18 protein-coding genes are annotated in these 24,129 nt (G+C 37.3%); 7 read left to right on the top strand and 11 right to left on the bottom strand.

The features are described 5' to 3' along the window. Positions 1–15 precede the first annotated feature (15 nt). From rpsM to rplQ, 5 genes are read left to right on the top strand one after another with little or no spacing between them, the layout of a single operon-like run. On the top strand, positions 16–372 hold the full coding sequence (gene rpsM / locus GQR44_RS10585) for a 30S ribosomal protein S13 (protein WP_028868863.1): 357 nt from the start codon (positions 16–18) through the stop codon (positions 370–372). 11 nt (positions 373–383) lie between these two features. Next, positions 384–773 (top strand): 30S ribosomal protein S11, encoded by a 390-nt coding sequence (gene rpsK / locus GQR44_RS10590; RefSeq protein ID WP_019613697.1) that lies wholly within the window; start codon positions 384–386, stop codon positions 771–773. Positions 774–806: 33 nt separating this feature from the next. Continuing rightward, positions 807–1,427, top strand: coding sequence for a 30S ribosomal protein S4 (gene rpsD / locus GQR44_RS10595; RefSeq protein ID WP_028869289.1), 621 nt, complete (start codon positions 807–809; stop codon positions 1,425–1,427). A gap of 25 nt (positions 1,428–1,452) precedes the next feature. Next, positions 1,453–2,439, top strand: a complete 987-nt coding sequence (gene rpoA, locus GQR44_RS10600; RefSeq protein WP_025565960.1) for a DNA-directed RNA polymerase subunit alpha — start codon at positions 1,453–1,455, stop codon at positions 2,437–2,439. Positions 2,440–2,474: 35 nt separating this feature from the next. Next, positions 2,475–2,855, top strand: a complete 381-nt coding sequence (rplQ, locus tag GQR44_RS10605; protein ID WP_028869287.1) for a 50S ribosomal protein L17 — start codon at positions 2,475–2,477, stop codon at positions 2,853–2,855. 108 nt (positions 2,856–2,963) lie between these two features. Here rplQ and dcm read toward each other — a convergent pair whose 3' ends face one another. The 10 genes from dcm to GQR44_RS10655 all read right to left on the bottom strand — a co-directional run bounded on the left by dcm (position 2,964) and on the right by GQR44_RS10655 (position 19,574). Next, positions 2,964–4,505, bottom strand: coding sequence for a DNA (cytosine-5-)-methyltransferase (gene dcm / locus GQR44_RS10610; RefSeq protein WP_166371787.1), 1,542 nt, complete (start codon positions 4,503–4,505; stop codon positions 2,964–2,966). Between the two features lie 473 nt (positions 4,506–4,978). Beyond that, on the bottom strand, positions 4,979–6,853 hold the full coding sequence (locus GQR44_RS20045) for an AIPR family protein (protein ID WP_166371788.1): 1,875 nt from the start codon (positions 6,851–6,853) through the stop codon (positions 4,979–4,981). After that, on the bottom strand, positions 6,843–7,802 hold the full coding sequence (locus GQR44_RS10620) for a PD-(D/E)XK motif protein (RefSeq protein ID WP_166371789.1): 960 nt from the start codon (positions 7,800–7,802) through the stop codon (positions 6,843–6,845). The genes GQR44_RS20045 and GQR44_RS10620 overlap by 11 nt, the downstream gene beginning before the upstream one ends. A gap of 7 nt (positions 7,803–7,809) precedes the next feature. Further along, a complete protein-coding gene (locus tag GQR44_RS10625) occupies positions 7,810–10,944 on the bottom strand; it encodes a Z1 domain-containing protein (protein ID WP_166371790.1) in 3,135 nt (1,044 codons plus the stop codon). Further along, on the bottom strand, positions 10,941–12,464 hold the full coding sequence (locus GQR44_RS10630; protein WP_166371791.1) for an ATP-binding protein: 1,524 nt from the start codon (positions 12,462–12,464) through the stop codon (positions 10,941–10,943). Before GQR44_RS10630 ends, GQR44_RS10625 begins: the two co-directional genes overlap by 4 nt. A 2-nt stretch (positions 12,465–12,466) precedes the next feature. Further along, complete coding sequence (locus GQR44_RS10635) at positions 12,467–14,221, bottom strand: methyltransferase domain-containing protein (RefSeq protein WP_166371792.1); 1,755 nt, start codon at positions 14,219–14,221, stop codon at positions 12,467–12,469. Between the two features lie 364 nt (positions 14,222–14,585). After that, on the bottom strand, positions 14,586–16,622 hold the full coding sequence (locus GQR44_RS10640) for a DUF3488 and transglutaminase-like domain-containing protein (protein ID WP_166371793.1): 2,037 nt from the start codon (positions 16,620–16,622) through the stop codon (positions 14,586–14,588). Then, complete coding sequence (locus GQR44_RS10645; RefSeq protein ID WP_166371794.1) at positions 16,615–17,583, bottom strand: DUF58 domain-containing protein; 969 nt, start codon at positions 17,581–17,583, stop codon at positions 16,615–16,617. The genes GQR44_RS10640 and GQR44_RS10645 overlap by 8 nt, the downstream gene beginning before the upstream one ends. After that, positions 17,580–18,491 (bottom strand): MoxR family ATPase, encoded by a 912-nt coding sequence (locus GQR44_RS10650; protein WP_166371795.1) that lies wholly within the window; start codon positions 18,489–18,491, stop codon positions 17,580–17,582. The genes GQR44_RS10645 and GQR44_RS10650 overlap by 4 nt, the downstream gene beginning before the upstream one ends. Before the next feature lie 189 nt (positions 18,492–18,680). Then, entirely contained in the window at positions 18,681–19,574 is an 894-nt protein-coding gene (locus GQR44_RS10655) for a LysR family transcriptional regulator (protein WP_205963041.1), read from the bottom strand. Positions 19,575–19,703: 129 nt separating this feature from the next. Here GQR44_RS10655 and GQR44_RS10660 point away from each other — a divergent pair, with 129 nt between their 5' ends. Together GQR44_RS10660 and GQR44_RS10665 are read left to right on the top strand one after the other, a co-directional pair. Next, the gene (locus tag GQR44_RS10660; RefSeq protein WP_166371797.1) at positions 19,704–20,534 is read left to right on the top strand and encodes a CmcJ/NvfI family oxidoreductase; all 831 of its coding nucleotides are present in this window, start codon (positions 19,704–19,706) and stop codon (positions 20,532–20,534) included. A gap of 122 nt (positions 20,535–20,656) precedes the next feature. Then, positions 20,657–21,784, top strand: a complete 1,128-nt coding sequence (locus tag GQR44_RS10665) for an alkene reductase (protein WP_166371798.1) — start codon at positions 20,657–20,659, stop codon at positions 21,782–21,784. Between the two features lie 267 nt (positions 21,785–22,051). On the opposite strand, the gene GQR44_RS10670 is transcribed toward GQR44_RS10665, so the two are convergent. Continuing rightward, the gene (locus GQR44_RS10670) at positions 22,052–22,450 is read right to left on the bottom strand and encodes a hypothetical protein (protein WP_166371799.1); all 399 of its coding nucleotides are present in this window, start codon (positions 22,448–22,450) and stop codon (positions 22,052–22,054) included. Between the last annotated feature and the right edge of the window lie 1,679 nt (positions 22,451–24,129).

Genomic DNA, 24,129 nt, shown 5'->3' on the forward strand with positions numbered 1-24,129 from the left:
TTTAAGGAGTGCATAGTGGCCCGTATCGCTGGCATTAACGTTCCTGATCATAAGCATGCAGTTATCGCATTAACTGCTATTTTCGGCATTGGCAAGACTCGTTCACAGATTATCTGTGCAGAGTCAGGCATTGCAGAATCTACTAAGCTTAAAGATCTGGATGAAACACAAATCGAAGCTCTTCGTACAGAAGTAGCTAAATTCGCCGTTGAAGGTGATTTACGTCGTGAAGTATCTATGAGCATCAAGCGTCTAATGGACCTTGGTTGTTACCGTGGACTTCGTCATCGTCGCAGCTTGCCAGTACGTGGTCAGCGTTCTAAAACGAATGCTCGTACCCGTAAAGGTCCGCGTAAAGCAATTAAGAAATAGGGTAAGAGATCATGGCTAAAACACCAACTCGTGCTCGCAAGCGCGTTAAAAAGCAAGTTGCTGATGGTATGGCACATATCCATGCTTCTTTCAACAACACAATCGTAACTATTACAGACCGTCAAGGTAATGCTCTTTCTTGGGCTACTGCAGGTGGTTCTGGTTTCCGTGGTTCTCGTAAATCTACTCCGTTCGCTGCGCAGGTTGCTGCTGAACGTGCTGCTGAAGCAGCAAAAGAGTATGGCCTTAAAAACGTAGAAGTTTTTGTAAATGGACCAGGACCTGGTCGTGAATCTTCGATTCGCGCACTAAACGCGGCGGGTTTCCGTGTAACTAATATTACTGACGTTACACCGATCCCACATAATGGTTGTCGTCCACCAAAGAAACGTCGCGTTTAATCGCAACTTTCTAAGGTAATTGGAGAAAGAACAATGGCAAGATATTTAGGTCCTAAGCTTAAGCTTAGCCGTCGTGAAGGAACTGATTTATTCTTAAAATCAGGTGTCCGCGCGATCGATTCTAAGTGTAAAATCGAAAACGCACCAGGTGTACACGGTGCGCGTAAACCACGTCTATCAGACTACGGTTTACAATTACGTGAAAAGCAAAAAGTACGTCGTATGTACGGTGTATTAGAAAAGCAATTCCGTAACTACTATAAAGAAGCTGCTCGTTTACAGGGCAACACTGGCGAAAACTTACTTCAACTTCTTGAAGGTCGTTTAGACAATGTTGTATACCGTATGGGCTTTGGCGCAACACGTGCTGAATCACGTCAACTAGTTAGCCATAAAGCTATTCTAGTGAACGGTAAAGTTGTAAATATCCCTTCATTTAACGTTAAACCTAGCGATGTTATCGCAATTCGTGAAAAAGCTAAAAAGCAATCACGTATTGGCGCTGCATTAGAAATCGCTGGTCAACGTGAAGCCCTTGCTTGGGTTGAAGTTGATACAACGAAGATGGAAGGCGAGTTTAAACGTCAACCTGAACGTTCAGATTTATCTGCTGAGATTAACGAACAGTTAATCATCGAACTTTACTCTAAGTAAAGTTAACTGTTAAGAGAGGGCACAAATGCAGGGTTCTGTAATTGATTTTCTAAAACCAAGATTAGTTGATATCGAACAAATTTCAACAACTAGAGCAAAAGTGGTTCTTGAGCCGCTTGAACGTGGTTTTGGCCACACTTTAGGTAATGCGCTTCGTCGTATTTTGTTATCGTCTATGCCTGGCACAGCGGTAACAGAAGTCGAGATTGATGGTGTACAACATGAGTACAGCACCAAAGAAGGCGTACAAGAAGATATCCTAGAGATCCTTCTTAACCTTAAAGGTCTAGCTGTTAAACTTGAAGGTAAAAATGAAGTTTTAGTTAGTTTAACTAAATCTGGCGCTGGTCCTGTTACTGCAGGCGACATCATTCATGATGGTGATGTAGAGATAGTCAACCCAGAACATGTGATCTGTAATTTAACGGGCAATGCTGAAATCAGCATGCGTATTAAAATTGAATCAGGTCGCGGTTATGTTCCAGCTTCATCACGTATTCATAGCGAAGAAGATGAGCGTCCAATTGGTCGTCTATTAGTAGATGCGACTTTCAGTCCTGTTGAGCGTATTGCTTACAGTGTTGAATCAGCTCGTGTTGAACAACGTACCGATCTAGACAAACTTGTTATCGATATGGAAACTGATGGTACTTTAGAGCCTGAAGAAGCAATTCGTCGTGCAGCTACAATTTTAGCTGAGCAATTAGACGCATTTGTTGATTTACGCACTACTTACGAAGTACCAGTAGTTGATGCAAAACCTGAGTTTGATCCAATTCTTTTACGCCCAGTAGATGATTTAGAACTAACTGTTCGTTCTGCTAATTGTTTGAAAGCAGAGTCGATTCACTATATCGGTGATCTAGTACAACGTACTGAAGTTGAGCTACTTAAAACACCTAACTTAGGTAAGAAGTCTCTAACTGAAATCAAAGATGTACTTGCTTCACGTGGACTGTCACTAGGTATGCGCCTAGAAAACTGGCCACCAGCAAGTTTAATTGAAGATTAGTCTAAAACCGATTTACGAATAATAAGGATTAGGTTATGCGCCATCGTCAAAGTGGACGTCAACTTAACCGAAACAGCAGCCACCGTCAGGCTATGTTTCGTAATATGGCAATTTCTATTGCTACGCACGAAGTTATTAAAACTACCGTGCCTAAAGCAAAAGAATTGCGTCGTGTAATTGAGCCATTAATTACACTAGCTAAAACGGATAGTGTTGCTAACCGTCGTCTAGCTTTTGCTCGTCTTCGTGATGATGCAGTAGTGGCAAAATTATTTAATGAACTAGGTCCTCGCTACGCGACTCGTCCTGGTGGTTACACTAGTATCATTAAATGTGGTTTCCGTACTGGCGATAAAGCTCCAATGGCTTACATCCAGTTTGTAGACCGTCCAGTTGTAGCGGACGAAGAAGCGTAAGTTTCTTTATAGTTACATGAAAAAAGCCGAACTTATGTTCGGCTTTTTTGTGTCTTTCAAATGACCGCTCCTAAATTTTTAAAAATAGAAAATGTCAGTAAAACCTATCTATAACTTACAAAGTAACTTAAGTACAACACTTCCAATTTGCTGAGCCAAAAAAGGCGGTACTGCATTGCCTACTTGTACATATTGTTGTGTTCTATTTCCTTCAAAAATATAGTTATCAGGAAATGTTTGCAATCTAGCAGCCTCTCGAACAGTTAAGCTCCGGCATTGTTTAGGATCATAATGAACGAAATAATGACCATCTTTTGATATATGGCTCGTGATAGTTGTAGCATATTTATTAGCAGATTGAACACGAAAACGGTCAGCATGGGTACCCGTTTTCCAGTTTTTATGTGCGGGCGCCAAAGCATTTGGGAAATCTTTCGACTTTGGGGATACCCCATTATTTAATTTTGCATATGCAGAACAAAATGCATAACGCAACAAATCGCCTTCCATGTGACCTCGAGTTTCATGGTTTAAAACACAACCTAACTTCTTATCTATCAACCAGCTTTTTAATGGTTCAGGGATTTCAGTCTTCTCTATGTTTGAGTGTTGTGAGCTTTTTCTACTAAGCTCGCTTAAAGGTGCTAAATCTAAATTAGAGACCTGTTCACTAGAATAATTTTTAACTAATATAGTTTTCAATTGCTTAGCTTGCTTAGCAATGACTTTAGTCCAAGCAGCTGTATCGTCAAGTTGTTTAGAGAATCCACTTCTAAGAGGTGGTAAATCACTAAGAATACTCTTTACAGTAACTGAGCCATCGGTTGGTTTGATGGTATCAGGAACAATATTTATATCCTCTCTAACCCCTATCAAAATAACTCGATGACGAGCTTGAGGAATACCATAACGTTCAGCACGAATAAGAAAATCAGCAGAATCTTTATACTGTGGATTGTTTTTATTTTCAGCATCAACGACAAGAGAATATATTTTATAATTGGGTACATTCTTGATGTTTGTAACTCGCCCTGGTTTTCTTAAGTCCTTAAGAATCTGAGGAAACATGATTTTGCCATTCAATTTAGCAGAAAGGATGCCCCTAACATTTTCCATTATAAAAACGTTTGGTTGAGCAATAGAGAGAACTTTTAAATACTCCATGTATAAAAAGTTTCGGTGATCTTTTTCTGCTTTATAGTCTTGAATACCTGCATTTCGAGATCTACCTGCTAAAGAGTATGCTTGGCAAGGAGGACCACCAATAAGCACCTTAGGTCCTTGGTGTTTTTTTATAAGCTGATGAATACGTTTGTGTATAAGTTCGTTATCATCTCCTAAAGCTCTTGGCTCTTGAAGAGTTTCTTCAATAGCTTCTTTAGCTTCTTTAGGATGTTTATCAAAAAGTTCCGCTCTAGAAATATCACCTCTAACATATTGGTAATAGTTAGCTAAGCCACCTTTGCATTCTTTTATTTTACGATAGAGTGCTCTTGTCGTTAGCGTTTTATGAGCAGACGGCTCTTTTTCGACAGAGACGCCAATTTGAAAAGGTTTATTACCATTATCATCTACACATGAGGATATGCCTTCACCCAACCCACCGGGTCCAGCAAACAAATCGATTACAAGAACTTCACCAGTTTCCACTATTAATCTACTATCAATAAAAATGACTGGCAATCATACCAGGCTTATTGTTATGGGCAACAAGTTTATAACTGCTTTAAGTTATTTAATTCAATTGGGGTTAAATTAGAGGATTTTTCATCAATAGTTTTTGGGGGAAATATAGAATAGCCCCGAAATAACATAACTAGTCATATATGAAAAGATTGGCATTACTGCATTCAATCTAATCTAATTCAAATACGAATATACACTTTTCCAGGAAATTTTTTTCAAAAAGCGTTAACAATTCAATATATAAAAATTTGAAAATACTGTCCTCTTTTTCTACTAATTCAAGTTATGCACTTATAATCTGAATCCAAGATACTTATTACAGCTAATAAAGCTCTAAATATATTAGTGTAAACAACAATTATTAACTGAAAATTACTTTTGTAAATACCATTCTAAGTAATTGTTGTTTTACTCTGGTTATTTTAAATTTGAAGAGTTTATTTTTTAGTGTATTTAAATATGATTTCTTGATTATTTACTTTAGAGTAAAACTCACCTATCTCTTTCGAATTAACGACACTCTCCCATAACTCTAATTTTTTTGAGTACTCCCCAAGGTCATCACTTTTTGAGTACTTCTTTATCAAGTCATTAATCAAATTGAGCAAGGTCCCAAAAAAGCTATCTAAATCATCGGGTAATGCTTGAAGATTCCAAATAGAACTAAAGTCAAAATTATTTTCAGAAAATTGACTGTACAAAGTCGCTATTGCGTAAGGAACAGTTGCAGCTCTTATTTGTCCTATAGCATAAGGGCCTTGACCATAAATTTTCTCAAGCCTCCTAAACATAATTATTTTCGCTATCAGCTCCTCATAAAATTCACGATCAATTGTGAGAGAAGAGGTTGACTCATTTCCATTCAACGATTCCATTAGTTGTCTGAATATCTTTTCACCGCCTTTCTTAACTAAGTACGGAGATGCCCCCCAAGAACAATAACATTTAGCAAGTTGCTCTTTAGAGAACCTCATAGCAGGAGGAAAGTCTTTTTTAATTTGAGTAGCCTTTGAGCCAGCTAATTTGACCTTAGTATTAAAATCGCCCTTAACTCGATCAAAGAACCATTTTCTTCTTGTCGGTGTAGTAACACTTTCACTTAATTGCTTTATTGCTACCAACTGTGGGCTTCTCGAACGAATATCTACATTCGACACCCTAGATTGAGTATTAGAAAACCGACTAATTTTTGAAACAAGATCGTCTAAGTCATTAGGCTTATTTTGATTTATGACATTTATTTTTGCCATAACCATAACTTTACTAATATCAATACCTTCTTTGCGCGAGAAATAAATTGAAGCAGTCGTCTGGCCACCATTAACTATTTGCAAATCAGTAAGTGATTCAATCACTATCCTTCCTTTATCTTTTTTATCGGTAGTAAGTTTAATATCAGATGCAGTAATAGTTAAACCATTATTGTAAGCAATAAACTTTTCAGGCTCTTCTCGAATAGTATCTCTTATCCCTTTATTTGCTCCTTTAAACTGAAGAAAAGAACGAACATTCTTTTCTAACATACGAGTACTGTAATGCATATAGAGATCAGCCAATATTTCTGCATCAAAAACACAAAGATATGAAGAAAAGTGATCTTGTTTTGAAGCTGGTATTACCTCAATAGTCCTATTAAATGTTTTCTTAAACTCAATATGTAGAGGCCTTACTCCGCCTCTAGAGTCCTCAGTTTCTTTGATGAAGTTTAAATCTATCAGGTTAAATAAAATTAAAAATTCTTTCTCAATTTTGTCCTCACCATTATTAACTTTTACAGTATATTTATTTTCGGGAAAATACATTCTTTTGGTTTCAACTTTATTTCCTTTCCAAGATACAGTAGCTGTTAGGGATATGAGAAATATTTCAATAACATCAAAATCTTTAATTCCATCAGTACTCGCTATTTTATTCGAGAGTCCTTTAGCTGGATCAGAATCTTGCATATTATCATTTAATTTTTTAGTAATACTGCGCTGAAAAAACCGAAGGCCGCGTTTAAACTGACTTTCATAAATAGATCGATTAGAGTTCAATAACTCATTAGTATCCTTTTCATAGATAGTTCTATCATCAATTATGTATAATTGTAATCGCTCCCCTGATTCATTAACTGTATAACCACTAAGTTTAATGTTTTCTTTTTCATCAACGAAATAACACTCAGTAATGTCATCTGAATCAGTCATTTTTTCTTGAAAAGTGTATCCAGCTATTTCAGACAACAATTTCGAATCACTATGAAAATCATCCTCATCTTTGCAATCATTTAGCAAGTTATCTCTAACTTGAAATAATTCATCAACTAACACAGTAACTCCTTTCTATTTCAAACTCAGATATTTGTTCTAAATTTAAATTATATTTTAATTTGGATATTGCTTTTGGAAGCTCTTTAGAAGTTAGCTTCGGAAAGTTATCTATTTGGGTATTAAATTGTCTATCTGAAATGACTGTAAATTTAAAGTTATTATAAATAGAAACATTTTGTGAGGTTAACTCAAGCTCAGAAAGAGCTTTATAAAACAAAGAATAATCACCATGGAAATCTACAATACTCTGCCGTATTTTTTCAACTTTATTCTTTAATGTTTGTCCTGTTAAATAATCATCATTTAGTGATATTACTGAAATTATCAATCCTTTATCAGGGTGATTTTCAAGCTGCTGTTCGCTTGTAATAGATATCGTATTCTTAGAAGATTGTATTGCTTTAACTTCAATATCTACTGTACTAAATGCAAAATCATGAGGTTCTTTATATGGCCCCCTCCATGATGATAAAAGAGTGTCAATGTTATCGACATTATTTTTAATAAGTTGATGTAGTACATGCAATTCACCAAATAGCCCTTGTACTTCATTTTTCGTCATTTTTGAGTGATTATTATCTTCAAAGAATTCACTCCATTTTAAGAAGGTAGTTATAAATAACTGAACAATTATTTTATCTTCATTTTTATCGTGAATTTCCTTATAAATAGAATGAATTAAATCATCAAATAAATTTGAAAACATTAAGTCTTTTAAAGTTAATACGATCGCATTTTGTGATTTAACAAACTTTAGAGACAGATGTAATTTATCAATTTCTTTTATGTCAGCACTAAATCTTTTCGATAAATATAAAATTAGACATCTTTGTTTTTTGTTAGTAATTCCATAATCTAACTCAGGTAAGCATGAAGTGGAAATTCTCTTTCCTGACACGAATGAATGCCCATCATTGTCAATATTCTCCCAGCTTAGTAAATAATCCATCCTTTGCCTACTCCATTAAGAAATCGATATCATTTTCATCTTCACCACCGCCAATATCTACATTTTCAATATCTTTAAATTGAGCGAATGTATTACCAATATCTTTTGATATTTTTGGTATTCCTATGGCATAACCAATTAAAGGAACTCCTTCAGTTAGAGTACTTTTCAAATCACTCAACTTTGAAATATTTTCTTTACCTTTATCTTTTGCTTTATTCGCGGTAAATATTTTTTGACTATCTATGAGGTAAATAACAAGTAATCCTTCATTTTCACTCATTGCATTGCGATAAACCTTTTCAGAAAAGCCCTTGCGCTTAATGCTTGCCTTTTTTTGTTCTAGAAGTTCTTGAGTCCAGCTAGGGTTTTCACTTTTCCAATGATCTAATTTGTCATTAATAAATTTTGTTTCTGCTTCATCTATTTGAGTTATAGAAAGCCGTAACTTCATGTCATTTTTACTAATTATATTTCTAGTTGCACCACCAGCGACAAATACATGCTCATTTTCAAATGAATCTCTATACTGTGTGGCTTGAGATGAAGGACCGGACCTAACGTTAGTACTAAGGTTTTCATCTAAACCGAAAGCTTTTGTTAAAACATCATGCCCCTCTCCACCAGTCTTTATTGCCACTGTCCACTTATTTAACTGTGCGTTTTTTTGTCCATTACATTTTTTAATAAAGTCTATTTCACTTTTGAAATATTCCTCTTCTGAGGTTTCATCAATATTAAAAGAGTTTTTCATTCTTAAAACGTCAAAGACTATCGTTGGCGAAGCATTGAGTGTTACATATTCAAGTTTATTAGACTTAGGGTTTCTTTTATATTCAAATGAATCTTGATACTTGTTAATAAATTGCGTCAAATCCCCCCAAGCTGAATTAAGTCGTTTATTTTCAATTTTAAATTGAGTAGTTTGAATTAAGTGATCGGAATATGACCATTTCACATCTTTAGAGTTTTTCAACATACTAGGTCGTGTTATTTTTATAACTTTAGGGTTATTCAGCACTCTCAAGCCATAATCATATGGTTTTACATGTGGATCTCTATTCATATCAATGAAACGTTGCTCTAAATCTTCCACAATAAGTGATGTTTGATTAAATTTATCCAAGCATTTTGCCGTAGTAAAAAGCTTACAACAATCAATGTAGCCCGGCCTATAACCAAACCATCGGCCCATTTGTAGTAATGTATCAGCGTAATTAGTTTCTCTTAAAAAGTAATTGATCGTTAATCCTTCTAAAGTAAACCCCCTAGAAAGACGATTTCCACCAACTGCAATGTATTTTTTTTCAATGCCTGACTTCTTACTAGGGTAAACTAATTTATCACCTGTTTCGCTATTGATAGCTTTCACTTCTATATCACTAACGGCTTTAAACAATAAACCTTTAATCTCTTCAAAAGTCCTAACTGATAAGTAGTTATCTATATATTCGGAAGGCAGTTCGGATTTAATATTTTCTATAATATATGCGTAGTATTGGTCCCATTTATTCTCAAAAGTTGAATATATAGTTTCTGCTGAGTGCTTATTTTCAATTTCTAATCTTGCTTTTATATTTTTAATGTATTTATCAAGTAACTCCTTAGTTCTCCCTTGCCAACTAGTAAACAACGACACATGGATTAGCATAGTATTATGTGGTTGATAGAATGGTGAATAAACTAGCTCTTTCCTTCTGGAAGCTCTAATAGCACAAGAGATAATAAAACACATAACTGCATCTTCTAAACTCTGGGGTAGTTTTTGGGGGTAATCATCAGTTTTCTGGGCAGATCTAGTGCCTTTACCTTTTGAAGAGGTAGGTAGTTCAGTTTCTTTATCAAATCTAGTAGGAAAGTCATCAAGGTGATCATTTACTGGCTTAGGTAAAAGAGATATGACCTTATTCTCCTCACTATGCTGAGTTGCAAAAAAGTTCTTTGCTCCAAGGTACTGATTGGATGGAGTCAATAACTCAATAAAATCATCTGGGAATAAATTTCCGACAACAGGAAATTCATATTCAACTTTTCGATTAGTAAATTTAAAGTTATCTTCTGGTTCTTCATTTCTGTCTTGAAGTACATTAGCAAATGGCGTTGCTGTATAGCCTAAATATACCTTTTTATTAAACATGCACAGAATAGCTCTAATACGGGCATTCACTTCAGTTGCAAACTTAGCGCCTTTGGAACCATAATTATTTAAAGAGGCATTATCTGCTTCATCGTCAATAATTAATAAGGGAATATCCAGTTTCCCACTACCTCCTTCGGCTATATTTTTATCAAGGAATATTAATAAATTGGCCAACACAGCAGTATTTTTTTTACATACTAAAACATTAGTTTGTTGATTTAAATTGAACCTAGCATCTCTCATATTTACATCAAAATCGCTATCGACAGAAGTAGGTACGTTTATTTGTTTGACTTCGGGATGATCTTCTTCATCACCAAAGGTTTTCACTTTAGCTACACCAAGCCTCTTTCCATTTTCGTAGAACCCTACTACATCCTCATGAAGTCTACGTTGCGTTTGCACACGTAAATCTTCCATAATCCCAGATAAAACAATTATTAAACGATATCCCATATCAATGGCGCTATTAAGAACTCCATTAAAGTTTTCCGTTTTACCTGATTGCACATTACCTACAACAAGTCCTTTTCTAAAAAAACTCTCTTCTTTCGGATTACCGAATTTTTTTATTATCTTTAAGCTAGAACTAGCTGTACTATTAACTTCTCCTTCGGTTCTTCCTTTATCTTTCAAATAGGTTAAATATCTTGTTCTATAAGTCGTATTATCCTCTTTAAACCACCCAAACTTTTCTTGTACTTCATTTGTCACCCATGAATCGTTCTTATCATCTTCGATCATGTAGCTTTTATTTATATCTCTATAATTTCTATGTTTGAATTGATTTAGTGCGTGTGGATATATTTCATCGAAAGATCCCTGAGATAAAGGCGGGTAATCGTGTAACTCAATAGATAGTTCTGTCCTTTGTTCAATATTCATCTTTAGATCAGATGAATCAAAAAAAGCGCGATCTACAGAGCCTTTTTTGTTCTTGTATTCTTTATAAGGCTTATTAAACAGGTTACATATTAGTTCAACATACTCTCTTTGATTCATTTCAATTCCTTCTGTATAGATTCTGGTAAATTAGTTAATGATATTCCAAGCTTTTTAATTATATGAGCTTCTATATACGCATTATCTAAACCCAAGTCTTTTAACTGATAAATAGAATCTCTGAGGTTTTCCCAAAATTCATCATCATATTCATGTGCCGTAGCATTAAAGTTTTTATCTATAGTAAATTTATTTACATTTAAATATCTTTGCACCATAGCTAACAATATTTTAAATTGTGAATTTAAACCCTTTGGTAATTCTTCAATAATGCTCTTCAATAATGGAAACGTTGTATTGAACTCTATTTTTGCGCCTTTATTTGTTGCTAACTTTGAAAATAAATCGGTATTATTCTTTTGCTTCGAAGAAGAGAAAATTCGAAGTCCTCTATTATGGAACTCTCTTTCGGCTTCTCTTTTTAATTCAACAATATATTTCGAAAATGCGACTTTAAGTTCATGAGGGATAATTACTTGTGATTTAGCAACATTCAAATGTAGTAAGTGATCAGCATTATTTCCTATATCAACTTTTAACCTAGCAAGCTGAAGTTTTGTTGTTCTTCTAATAATATTATTCCAGTCCCCAAAATAAATTAGCCTATTGGCTCTATATACATAAATCCCTTCCATTTCAATTAGTCCCTTGTTTCTTGGAGTCCACAAAGAGTGACTTTTTGATTCATCAATAGCTCTGACGGGTAACACAAATCCTTCTAACTTTATAATATCGTCATTACCAAAAGGTTTTTGTTTAAACTTAATACTTCTAAAGTCAGTCTCTTGGTTTGGGAATGGGTCGAATGGAATTAATCGGCTGTTATTCACCCTTATCCTTAGAGGGTCGATTTTCCTCTGCATAAAACGATGAAAAATAATAGAAAGGTGCTGAATTACATCTTCTGAAATTTCTTTAACTAATAGATTTTTTCTATTTTTTTCTGATAAGTAATCTTCAAATTTATATAAACCTTTCCAGATTATTAAAGTCTTTGCCTGAAAACCTAGTACTGGTTCATTAAAATCTTGTGCTAATTTATTATATTGAGATATATAAGAGTTTATTTCCTCATTATCATTAATTTTTATCTGCCACTTTCCTTGTTTTAAAACTTCCAAATCCCAAGTTCTAGCCTTAAATGGAAGATTATAGTCATCGGTAGATATTACTGTGAAGTTACGAGTTTGAGAGAAGGAAGCTGTCTTCATCCCAAGTCCAAATCTGCCCATGTCAGATTTATTTCTTTCAACATCAATCGATTGACTTGGAAACTTCATAGCATTTGAAAGAGTTGTCTCATTCATTCCATCACCATTATCAGCAATATATACAGAAAACGGTTCTTTATCTGTATCAATGATGACATCAACATGTGATGCTCCTGACGAAATAGAATTATCAATCAAATCGGCCAGAGCTGTAGATAATTTATAGCCTTGCTCTGAAATAGATTTAATTAAAAACTCAGGGTTAGGAGTAGCATTTTCAAAAGTACTTTCATTGAGGGTATCATTCATTTTTAGCTCCATTCTCTTAACTGTTGCATTTCTTTGAGGCGGCCTCGTTGATGCAATAGCGCTTCAAATAATTCATCTACAGAATTATTAGTGGCAGTTAATCCAGGTAAGGCGATATTGGCTTCTGCAAAAAAGCGGTGCTGACTGTTTGAGGGAGCGTTATTGTTTATGGATTGTTGATCAGTTAGCCAAGCATCTTGCCACCAATCAGTAATGCGTTGTTTAGCGTTTTTCATTTTAGTTTCAGTTGGCAAGCGATCACTTTTTTGTCCATTGGCTTTGACATCTGATGGTAATAAATTCCATAGGTCATTATTAGGCCAACGAGAAAATGGCATACAGTGATCGATCGCATATTGTTTATGTAGACTTTTACCTGTCCATACACAGTTATGTTGAGTGCCTTGTTGTTGCTTGAGGCTTTCAAAACGATTGCGCACTTCTGTCGTATTTCGCTTGGCTTCTAACCAATTTAAGGCATTAAATAATGTGTGTTGTTGTTCAGGTGCTTGGTATTGTTGGTTGCCTTGATAACTTGCCATGGTTTTCACCCACTCAGAAATAAGTACAGGTTCAATCCAGCAAGCATAACGACTGAACGCTATCCATAAATGCTCAGGTAGTGAAAACTCGCCCCATTCGTTCAATGTAGTGAGATCTAAAAAGAGATTATCTTTTGCTCGTACCGTTTTACTTCCTACTTCAAATACACTTTTTTTACTATTTGCGTAAGTGATGTATTTGCAGGGCATATTTTTAATATTAGTCACACTGGCTGATAGCATCTTAAACATCGCTTTTGCATTATCACCTGTGAACAAGTTACCAATTCGATAATCAGACGCTTGAAGGTTTGTTAATTGATGCCAACCGTCCGCTTTCATAAAGCCCATATTGATGTTTTTATTAGGGCTTTGAAACAACTGATGTTTGTCTATTAAGTCTTTGTATTGATGCGCCCAATATAAAGCCACCAGCCCAACAGGTAGGATAACGCGACTGTCTTCACGGCGTATCACTGCACCAGGGTGTCCATCTGCAATACGCAATAACACCCGCATCAACGCTAATTTATGTGTTGCTGATTTACCGTCATTTAACGCGACATGACGAATAAAAGGGAATGCACCACTACCATCATCGGGTAATTGCAATACCACCGTTTGCCAACTAACCGCTTCTCTTTCGAGAACATCTTTATGATTTTCAGTGACTAATAACGGAAATAAACCCACCTTTTTACTGCGCTGTAATAATCGGTCGCTACGCACCTCAAACATCTTACGCTCATCACCGCTTGGGCCATGGCGCAATGAGATAACGAGTTTACCGCCGGGTTTTAGTAGGTTAGCGAGTTTGCGTAATGAGCGTGATCGCTGTGAGTCAGGAATATGCATCCATACTGCACTAAGTAGAATTAAGTCAAAGCAGACTTCTTGTTTGGTAACGGCATTTAAATCGGGGAGTGAATCTTGCAACCAACGAACGTTCAAGCCTTGCGTTTGTTGTTTGCCTAAATGGGCGAGGGTTAATGCAGGTTCAATCGCGGTGATTGAGACATTATTGCTTGCCCCCTGCTCTGCCATGTATTTGCTATCGCGGCCTGCACCCGCACCTAAGTCTAAAATACGTGCATCTTTTTTATTTAATACCGGTGTTAAATAATGGAGCCACGACTGGTGTACTTGTTCGAACGTTTTAGATAAATACAACTCAGCTAATTGCTCTGCATTTTTATCGTAAAAGCTTTCAGACATCGATTTACCTAATTTAAATTGATTTTATGTTTGGCATTTAGGTACAACTTATACCTAAGAAGCAAAATAGAATACGTTAATAGAGTGACCTATCTTGTTTAAAAGCTTTAATATCCAAAAAGGAAATAGATTGATGAAACGCACTTTAATTCAAATAGATAAGTCACATACATTTTATTAGTTTTATCACAAAAAAGTAACATTGAAAACGCTAACAAGCTGAATAAATTAACAATAATTCAAAAAAGTAATTCACATCTCTTTTACTTTGAATTTATGCGCTAAAAATAAACAAACTACTTAAACTCGCGTGCTTTTGGCTTTTCTTCTTTTGAACTCAGTTTTTATGAAAATAAGGTAGGTTTTAAAACTGCTTACTTATTTTTTTCTGCAATTCATTCAATTCTACTAACAACCTTTTACGTTGTGTTGCGGATAAGTTCGGTTTGAATTTGATTTGGTTATACAGCTTGGCAAAGTCAATTAACAGCTGTGGTTCTGCTGTTGTTAATTGACTGAGTGCGTGGCAATAGTCGGCAATAGTTTGGCCCTTTTCTCTTATTAGGTGCTGTTGTGCGCTTTTTTGATAGAGTTTGTTAAATAGGCGATCTTCACTGGGTACTTTTTCAGTTTGCCATGGTTTAAATACCCAGAGTATTAATATACTGGCCGCTGATAATAGTAATAATAAAATCAATATCGATAGGTTTAACCAAGGCAATCCTTTGAGTAAGTTTTGTAATAATTTAAATTGCTTTTCATTATCATAATTTATCACCCACACTGCCCACAGGTAATCGGCTTTGGCAAAGGCGCTTCTTAGTTGATTAAGGAACGGATTCGCTTGCCAGCGGTGTATTGATAAATATTGTCCCGATAAAAACTCACTTTGGTCGTCCAACCCTTGCATGATGCCCTGCTCTACTCGCTCAGGTGCGACATAAGCTGTGGGATCAACACGCTGCCATTGTTGATTTTTCCATATCTCAACCCATGCATGGGCGTCGTACTGACGGACACTTAAGAATTCGCTATCGCTGTCCAATTCCCCGCCTAAATATCCGGTAACCATACGTGCAGGCACATTTAATGCTCTGGCAACATACAAATAGGTACTGGCATAATGCACGCAGAACCCTGCCTGTGAAGTAAACAGAAAGTCATCAATTTGCTGTTCGCCTAATAGTGCTGGCTTTAGCGTATAACGAAAGTTTTCTTGGTTAAATTTTGCTAATAATTGCTCTAAGATGCTGTAGCTATCTAACCCTGATGCTTGTTGTGTGGCTATCCAAGCTTTTGTTTTTGGGTTGCCGCCTGTGGGTAATTGCAGAGACTGTTTAAGGGATTGTGGTGACTGTGATATTTGATCAACTTGATTAAATTGATCGATGGTAAAGGCTTGACGTTTGAACACTGGCTTTAGCGTACGCAAGCTATAGTCACTTAATAAAACACGCCCAGCTGTTGCCTTTGCAAAATCTAAGCTTGGCAAATAATGTTTGTAATGTGGCTCGATGATTATCTGATAGCTATTTTCTTTAGTCGCTACTGACTGCGTACTCGAGCGAGTATTTTTACTCTGATATTGTAAACTGCCGCGATTAAATATCGGCCCTTTCCCTATTTTCACCTGTTGTTCTTGGTACTTAAGCTGTGAGCTTTGGGTCCAAGTTTTGCCATCAAACTGATCTAAGGTGAGGACGCGCCAATAACGTGTTGCAGCAGCGGGTATTTTGCCATCAAAACTGGCTCTAAAGGCAAGTTCAGAAGATTGACTTAACTCAGCAATACTACCAGGGCTGACGCTATCGCTTAACCCTGTAGTTGCTTTGTTTTGAAGTGGCATTTTCCACATTGAAGGGAGTCTGGGTAATACGACGAATAATACAACGGCCAAGGGGACACTGAGTAACACCGCTTTGCTCAATAACTTAAATTGTTGATAATTTGCTAAGGCTTTGGCGTGAAGTGATAACAGAATAGTTAATAACAAAAGTGTACTAACCATGGCGATTCCGGCCATCAGTATACTTTGATTAAACACTAGAAACAGCGCGACTAAAACAAACCCAGTATTGACAAAAAAGTGCACATCTCGCACTGATTTAAGCTCAAGAAATTTTAAGCTAAAGCCTAAGACAACAAGGTGTACTAGGATGCTTAGCATGCCCTGTTGGTAGACCAAAGCAATTACCAATGCACTGCAAATAAGAGTGAAAATATTGGTTATTAGTTTGTTTAATAACGCGACACGCCCAGTAAAAACAGCCACTCGCCATAACGCACACAAGAGACCAAAAATGATCATCACACTGTGTAATTGGTCCGTTAATAACACCATGATCAAGGCATAACTTAATAGGATAAGCGATAAGCTTTGGCGGGTTAAGAACTCAAGCATTGTTTAGTCCGTATAGGGCAATGGCGCGTAAGCAAGTGGTTTGATGGCTAGCACCAGTATCAACTTTTATCACTACTTGCCCAAGGTCTAGCCCATAACGAACGCCCTGTTGTTGGTAGTTGATCACTTGGTAAGTGAGCATTGCTAGTTTATCTTCTAGACTGACGCCTTTTAAAGCGGATAACGATAGGTAAACATCGCCACCTATTTCTTGCTCAAACTGTTTAGTAAAAAAGCCTTTACCTTGTGCAACTTGTTTCCAAGCTATCGACTTTAAAGATTCGCCCTGTTGAAATGGTTTTAAGTGATTAAACGTATCAAAGCCAACTTTCTTTTGATGTCCACCTATTGCGGTCTCTTTTCCGCTTAAGGTGATGCTCTGTAATTTATTCTCCAGGGGTGCAGGATAGAGCAAGCAAGAAAATCCAAAGTCTAAATAAGTCCACACTTTAAATAGGCCAAAGGGATAATAAGATTGAACCGTTACTCGTCCCGGTTTAAACCAGCCGCGTTGCGTACTTTTAGCAAAGAGTTGAACACTTTGTTGGTCGACCACGCTGTTAATATTTGAGGTGCTGTTTTTAAAGAAATATTGTATTTGTTGTGCGTCACCTTTTTTAGCATTGACGCGTAAACGAAAGATGGATGCTTGGTCGGTAAATTGATCATCGCTAGCAACAGCAGTTAGGTTTAAGCCAGATAAGTTTTGATAGCTAAATAACAAGCAAGTAACCATAAAACTCAATAGGAAGAAGACGAGCAATAAAATTAAGTTATTTTGATAGTTGGTGCCAATCAGAAACATGACTAAGCAAGTCGCTAATAACATGCCGCCAAAACGTGATGGAAAAATAAATGTATTGCTACGATTGAGGGTAATTTGCTCCACCGCCGGCATACGTTTGCTAAGCCATCGCTCAAAGTATTTTGCTTTTAATGCCTTCAACTTATGAACGATCATGATTGTAGCGGATCAACACTATTGAGTAGGGTTTGACTTAAGGCTTGGCTACCTTGCTTGACGCCGTGTACTCCGTTTAATCGATGATCGGTCACCGATGCAAAAACGGCTTGTATATCTTCAGGCACTACGTAATCTCGTTGCTCGATAAAGGCCATGGCTTTCGCGGCATTTAATAAGGATTTTGAACAACGCGGTGACAGTGCATTAGCATACTCGGCGGCATATCGGCTTTCATTTACTAAGCGAATGAGATAGTTGAGTAAAGCATCACTCGCTTGTACTTTTTTTACCGCCGCTTGCATGGTTTGTAATTGCTGACTATCGATGATCGCGTTAATTGATGTTGCTGCAGTTTGCTCTTTAAGCATCGCTAATTCGGCATCTTTATTTGGGAAACCTAGCTCGATGCGCATCATAAAGCGGTCTAATTGTGACTCTGGTAGCGGAAACGTTCCAGCTTGATCTTGTGGGTTTTGTGTGGCGATTACAAAAAATGGCTGACCTAATGAATAGCTGTGTTTATCAATGGATACTTTGCGCTCTTCCATCGCCTCTAACAATGCACTTTGCGTTTTAGGGCTGGCTCGGTTTATTTCATCGGCTAATAATACTTGTGTAAAAACAGGTCCTTGATGAAAACTAAACTGTTGACGTTGTTTGTCAAAAATCGACACACCTAAAATATCAGCGGGCAGCATGTCACTGGTAAATTGTACGCGTTGATAGTCTAACCCTAATGTTTTAGCTAACGCGCCAGCCAGTGTTGTTTTGCCCATGCCGGGTAAATCTTCAATGAGCAAGTGGCCATCGGCAAGTAAACAGACTAAAGCTAATTTAGTTTGCTGCTCTTTACCTAATAAAACGGCATTTAATTGTTCTAATATTTTGGCGATTTTATTATGCATTGTCAGTTATTTCCTCACTGATTAAACTACCTCTTTAATGATAGTTTAAATTAACTCACAACACACGTTTGTTATCGTCTTGCGTTACATAATACTGAGACTGCACTTTGTTTATGCCCCTTAAAAAGTGAAAGTACGCTTCGGCATACTCATTAAACGAGCTGATAAAGTGGTTTTAATGCTAGTCACTCATTGGCAAAAATTCTCTTTTAATAGACTTAATAACCATTTATGCAGTGGGTTATTCTCCGAGCGAGCATGCCAAGCGGCAATAACATTAAAACTAGGTGGCTGCTCCGTAATATTCAGTGCGACGACTTTAGGGTGTGGTAATAACCGAGAAGGTAAAAAACCAATGGCATTTGCGGCTTCAATAATATCCGGTGCGGACGAAAAACTGGGGACAGACATGATCACATTACGCTTAAGCCCTTTACTTTCAAACCACGCATCATGAGAACCTTTTAGGTTAGCTCTCGACGGTGAAACAATCACTTGTGGCATGGAGGCGATCTCTTTCAATGTGTATTGTTTATTTTTGTGGGCAGAATTGGCCCCTGCTACGCACACATGGTGCTCTTTAAATAGCAACATATTGGGATAATCAGCTGGAATAAATTCAGGGAAGGTAATGACGAGATCAAGTTCACCAGTGACCATTAATTGATGCAAGTTATCTGACTCGAAGTCTCTGATCACGACTTTTAATTGTGGCGCTTGGTTGGTTATTATTTTTATTATCCTTGGGAACACTGTCACTAATGCATAATCTGAGGTACTGATTTTTAACGTCCCCGTTAAGCTCGATGGGTTAAAATTTTCAGGCGCAATCAGGTTGTCGATATCAGATAATATTTGATTTAATTTGTGTTCCATATTTTCAGCGACTTGTGTCGGGATAACGCCGTTACTGGTTCTAATAAACATTTCATCATTAAAAGTGTTTCTGAGTTTTTTTAATTGTTCACTAATAGCCTGTTGCGTTAACCCCATTAATTGAGCCACTTTTGAAACATTTCGGTGTTGTAATAACAGCTGCAAAATGCGTAATTGTTTAATGTCCAGTCGATTGATACCACTCAAATTTGTATCCCTAACAAGCACTACTTGTTTTAAATTGTAATTGTTACAGCTTAGCATACCCTCATTGAAGTTTTGAAGCGCCAAATGCGCTGTGGTTAAAGCAATATGAGTATTAAACAGGAGTGCACAATGTCAGTACATACACCATCTAACAACGCCGTTTCTGTGCAGGGAAAGATTAATTACGTGTATGCCGATAGCGACCATACTTTTAATGTCACTGCATCGGATAAAAGCCCTGAAACATTAGCGAACAAGATTGATACACATAGTTTAGCAATTGTAGATGCGCGTCGCTTAGTACCTGCACCAAGCATACAAGAGCACGGTTTTACACTACATAGCAATGCTTATACGATTGATGACTATTTTGACCAAGCGTGTCTCGTTACTCAATTATACCCGCAGGTAACTGACCATTTGCTGAGCATCACTGGAGCTGTAAAAGGCATTGTTTTTGACCATACTATTCGTTCAGTTGAAGATAATGTCCAGCAAACAGAAAAACGCTCTCCAGTTAAAACCGTTCATAATGATTACACTGCGCAATCCGCCCAACAACGGCTACACCTTGAACTTGAAAAGCAAGGACTTGCAGAGCATGACTTTAGCCGTTATCAATTTATAAACACTTGGATACCTTTAGTTGAACAAGTAGTTGATAGCCCATTAGCTTTTGCCGATGTGCGTACTTTTTCAACAAAAGATGTCCATACCATGAAGGTCACTTATCCCGATAGAGTCGGCGAAATAGAAGCATTTAGCTTCAATAATCACCACCAATGGTATTTTTATCCCAATATGACCGCGCAAGAGCAACTTAATTTTAAGGTGTTCGATAGCGATCAACAGGTAATCGTTAAGGGTGTTCCTCACTCTGCTTTTACCCTGTCAAATTATGACCAAACCGCGCCTAAGCGGATCAGTATCGAAGTAAGAAGTATTGTGCTATTTGAATAGCCCGCTTCTTTTTGCTTTATTTTTTTGAATAAAAATCAGTAATGGCCGTCAGAAATTAGCTTAACCGACGCGATTATTTTTCACTTTTATTCGTTTTTATCTCTCTCTTTTCGGAGTTCTTTATGACAGTTTCACCTCTTTTTAGCGAAGTATCTTTAGGTGCCTACACCTTAAAAAACCGTATTGCTTTGCCTCCTTTAACACGCTCAAGAAGCTCACAACCAGGTAATATTCCAAATGATTTAATGGTTGAGTATTATTCACAACGCAGTGGTGCTGGTTTTATGGTGACCGAAGGAACGCAAATTGAGCCAAGAGGCCAAGGGTATGCGTGGACACCGGGCATTCACAGCGAACAACAAATAGCAGGGTGGAAAAAAGTCACTCAAGCGGTACATCAAAACAACGGTATTATCTTTTGTCAGCTTTGGCATGTAGGTAGAGTGTCGCATTCCACTTTACAACCTAATCAATCGGCACCCGTTGCTCCTTCAGATATGAAATCGGATACCGTTAAAGTCTTCATTGAAACGGCACCAGGTGTTGGCGCTTTGGCAGATCCAAGCCAACCTCGTGCTTTATCCACCACTGAAGTTGAAGCCTTAGTGGGTATGTACAAGCAAGCTGCCATTAATGCAAAAGAAGCAGGATTTGATGGGGTTGAGCTACATTGCGCCAATGGTTATTTAGTAAATCAATTCATCTCTGAGCATACCAATAATAGAACCGATAAATACGGTGGCAGTTTAGAGAATCGTTTGCGTTTTTTAAAAGAGATCACAAATGCCGTCACAGAGGTCATGGGCGCAGATAAAGTAGGCGTTCGCTTTGCTCCGCTATTTGAAAGTACTGCAGAAGAACGTGTTTATCTTGGCTTAGTAGAGAGCGATCCGCATACCACTTATATTGAAGCGATTAAGATACTCAATGACATCGGCATTGCTTATTTATCGCTCGCAGAAGCAGATTGGGATAATGCGCCAGATTTACCTGAAACATTTTATCAAGATGCGAGAAAGCATTTTACGGGCGCTATTATGTACGCTGGTAAATACACAATTGAGAAAGCGTTAAACATGCTGAGTGAAAATAAAGGGGATATATTTGGTTTTGGTCGCCCATTTATAGCGAATCCAGACCTTCCTGAGCGTATTAAAAACAACTGGTCTTATAACCCTGTTGATGCCGCGTCGTTGTATGGTGGAACAGATAAAGGCTATACTGACTACCCTTTTTATAAGGCATCATAGATGATTGTTCGCGCTATTTTCTATTGTTAAATGAGGTGGTTAGCTCTCGTTATTGACTGGTTAGCTATTGTGTATTTGCCGTCATTTATCGCTATTAAAATGCTAACCATTTAGCCTATGAACCTGTCTTTACGTTAAAGGTTCATGGGCGTTCAGTCTTAACTGTTATTAAGTGTTAGTGGTAGTTATTGCGTGTTAATAGTAGTTTATGGGTGTTATTAGATTTTAATTGCAGTCTTGTATATTGATAGAAGTCATGAGTACCTGTTATTTTTTATTGCTATTGACCAAGCGTTGGTAAGCGACAATCATCAATAATTCTAACAATGAGTAATGGATCAGCTTATGCTCATACCAGTATTGAAGATCTCTTTGTAAGCTACCATAGGTGGCTTTACCTCCGTTAAATTCTCCAGGAAAAGCGCAATGTTGTTGGGCGTATTGTGCTTTTTCATTTAGGCTCTCTAGAAATTTTTCAGCACTGTTTGCTTTAATGTTTAACGCGATACTTTGGTAGTCAGCAATGGCAATACAGGAGGCTTGAACATCGTATCCATTGAGGTCGTTTTGTTCTTTGTGATATTTTTGTTTACACATGGTTTTTACTTTGTTGCGCACAATGTTCAGTTTTAATTTTTCAGTTAGTGTGTCTGGTTTAGTTTTCATTCTGATTATCCTTAGCGGTCATCGAATTGAGACTTAACATACATAGATGGGAAAATTTAATATTTAATTGTGCTGACTTTTTTGGTTTAGTCAATTTAGTATTTTAGCTGGCGTGGCTGTTGGATATTTAGCTTGAGTTTGGTTTAGGTTTGGCTCGTCTGCCCTCGACATGACGGATTGGTATTTAGGTTGAGTTTGGTTTAGGTTTGGCTCGTCTGCGCTCGTCGGGTCAGTTTGATATTTATTAACTGTGGTTTCGCCCTATCGGCGACACGCCTTTCTTTTATCAGAAAAGAAAGGCGGCAAAGAAACTGACACCGAGGCGTTTTCTTATCCAATCTAAACTGTCATTTTAAACGCACCATGTCAGGATGGCCGTCCATGGCCATTCTGACATTATCGCAAACGTCCTGTTTGCGATTGCTAAAATGTCAGTTTAGCTTGGGAAAACTTTACGCTGGGGTTGTTCGTCCACAATGGGTGATGGCTTTGTTGTAGCTATATTAAACTAAATATTGATGACCATTTCTGATTTAAAATGAAAGACTATCAATGAATGCTTGAGTTATAGCTCGTCTACGCTCGTCAGATCAGTTTTATCATTATTAGCATTGGTTTCGCCCTATCGGCGACACGTCTTTCTTTTATCAGAAAAGAAAGGCGGCAAAGAAACTGACAGCGAGGCGTTTTCTGATCCAATCTAAACTGTCATTTTAAACGCACCATGTCAGGATGGCCGTCCATGGCCATTCTGACATTATCGCAAACGTCCTGTTTGCGATTGCTAAAATGTCAGTTTAGCTTGGGAAAACTTTACGCTGAGATTGTTCGTCCACAATGGGTGATGGTTTTGTTGTTGCTGTATTGGACTAAAGGTTGGTGATCCTTTTTTATTAAAAATCAAAGGCGAGCAATAAATGCTTTGAGTTATGTGGCTCGTCTATGCTCGTCGGGGCAACTTGATTGTTAATAGCAGTGGTTTCGCCCTGTCGGCGACATTACTTTCTTTTATCAGAAAAGAAAGTATGCAAAGAAACTGACACCGAGGCGTTTTCTGATCCAATCTAAACCAGCATTTTAAACGCATCATATCAGGATGGCCGTCCGTGGTCATTCTGACATTATCGCAAACGTCCTGTTTGCGATTGCTAAAATGTCAGTTTAGCTTGGGAAAACTTTACGCTGGGGTTGTTCGTCCACAATGGGTGATGGCTTTGTTGTAGCTATATTAAACTAAATATTGGTGATCATTTCTGATTTAAAATGAAAGGCTATCAATGAATGCTTGAGTTATAGCTCGTCTACGCTCGTCGGGGCAACTTGATTGTTAATAGCAGTGGTTTCGCCCTGTCGGCGACACGTCTTTCTTTTATCAGAAAAGAAAGGCGGCAAAGAAACTGACACCGAGGCGTTTTCTGATCCAATCTAAAGCGTCATTTTAAACGCACCATGTCAGGATGGCCGTCCGTGGCCATTCTGACATTATCGCAAACGTCCTGTTTGCGATTGCTAAAATGTCGATTTAGCTTAGGAAAACTTTACGGTGGTGATTTTGCAGCCACGGTGTTCAATGTGGTTTGCCGCTTGAAATTGATCATTCAACTGATTGCTCATACGGATAAAACACTTTGTCTTAAGGTCGCTTTGTCATCATGTTAGCCTGGGAAAACTTTACGGTG

Origin of the sequence: Psychromonas sp. SA13A (assembly GCF_011378715.1) — a bacterium.
In the GTDB taxonomy this organism is placed as follows: Bacteria; Pseudomonadota; Gammaproteobacteria; order Enterobacterales; family Psychromonadaceae; genus Psychromonas.

Bases quoted from the DNA above. Each gene is read 5' to 3' on its own strand.
- GQR44_RS10640 (WP_166371793.1), bottom strand. From the start codon at position 16,622: ATGCTTGAGTTCTTAACCCGCCAAAGCTTATCGCTTATCCTATTAAGT.
- GQR44_RS10650 (WP_166371795.1), bottom strand. From the start codon at position 18,491: ATGCATAATAAAATCGCCAAAATATTAGAACAATTAAATGCCGTTTTA.
- rpsD (WP_028869289.1), top strand. From the start codon at position 807: ATGGCAAGATATTTAGGTCCTAAGCTTAAGCTTAGCCGTCGTGAAGGA.
- rplQ (WP_028869287.1), top strand. From the start codon at position 2,475: ATGCGCCATCGTCAAAGTGGACGTCAACTTAACCGAAACAGCAGCCAC.
- GQR44_RS10625 (WP_166371790.1), bottom strand. From the start codon at position 10,944: ATGAATCAAAGAGAGTATGTTGAACTAATATGTAACCTGTTTAATAAG.
- GQR44_RS10620 (WP_166371789.1), bottom strand. From the start codon at position 7,802: ATGGATTATTTACTAAGCTGGGAGAATATTGACAATGATGGGCATTCA.
- GQR44_RS10645 (WP_166371794.1), bottom strand. From the start codon at position 17,583: ATGATCGTTCATAAGTTGAAGGCATTAAAAGCAAAATACTTTGAGCGA.
- rpsK (WP_019613697.1), top strand. From the start codon at position 384: ATGGCTAAAACACCAACTCGTGCTCGCAAGCGCGTTAAAAAGCAAGTT.
- GQR44_RS10635 (WP_166371792.1), bottom strand. From the start codon at position 14,221: ATGTCTGAAAGCTTTTACGATAAAAATGCAGAGCAATTAGCTGAGTTG.
- GQR44_RS10670 (WP_166371799.1), bottom strand. From the start codon at position 22,450: ATGAAAACTAAACCAGACACACTAACTGAAAAATTAAAACTGAACATT.
- rpoA (WP_025565960.1), top strand. From the start codon at position 1,453: ATGCAGGGTTCTGTAATTGATTTTCTAAAACCAAGATTAGTTGATATC.
- GQR44_RS10630 (WP_166371791.1), bottom strand. From the start codon at position 12,464: ATGAATGATACCCTCAATGAAAGTACTTTTGAAAATGCTACTCCTAAC.
- GQR44_RS10660 (WP_166371797.1), top strand. From the start codon at position 19,704: ATGTCAGTACATACACCATCTAACAACGCCGTTTCTGTGCAGGGAAAG.
- GQR44_RS10665 (WP_166371798.1), top strand. From the start codon at position 20,657: ATGACAGTTTCACCTCTTTTTAGCGAAGTATCTTTAGGTGCCTACACC.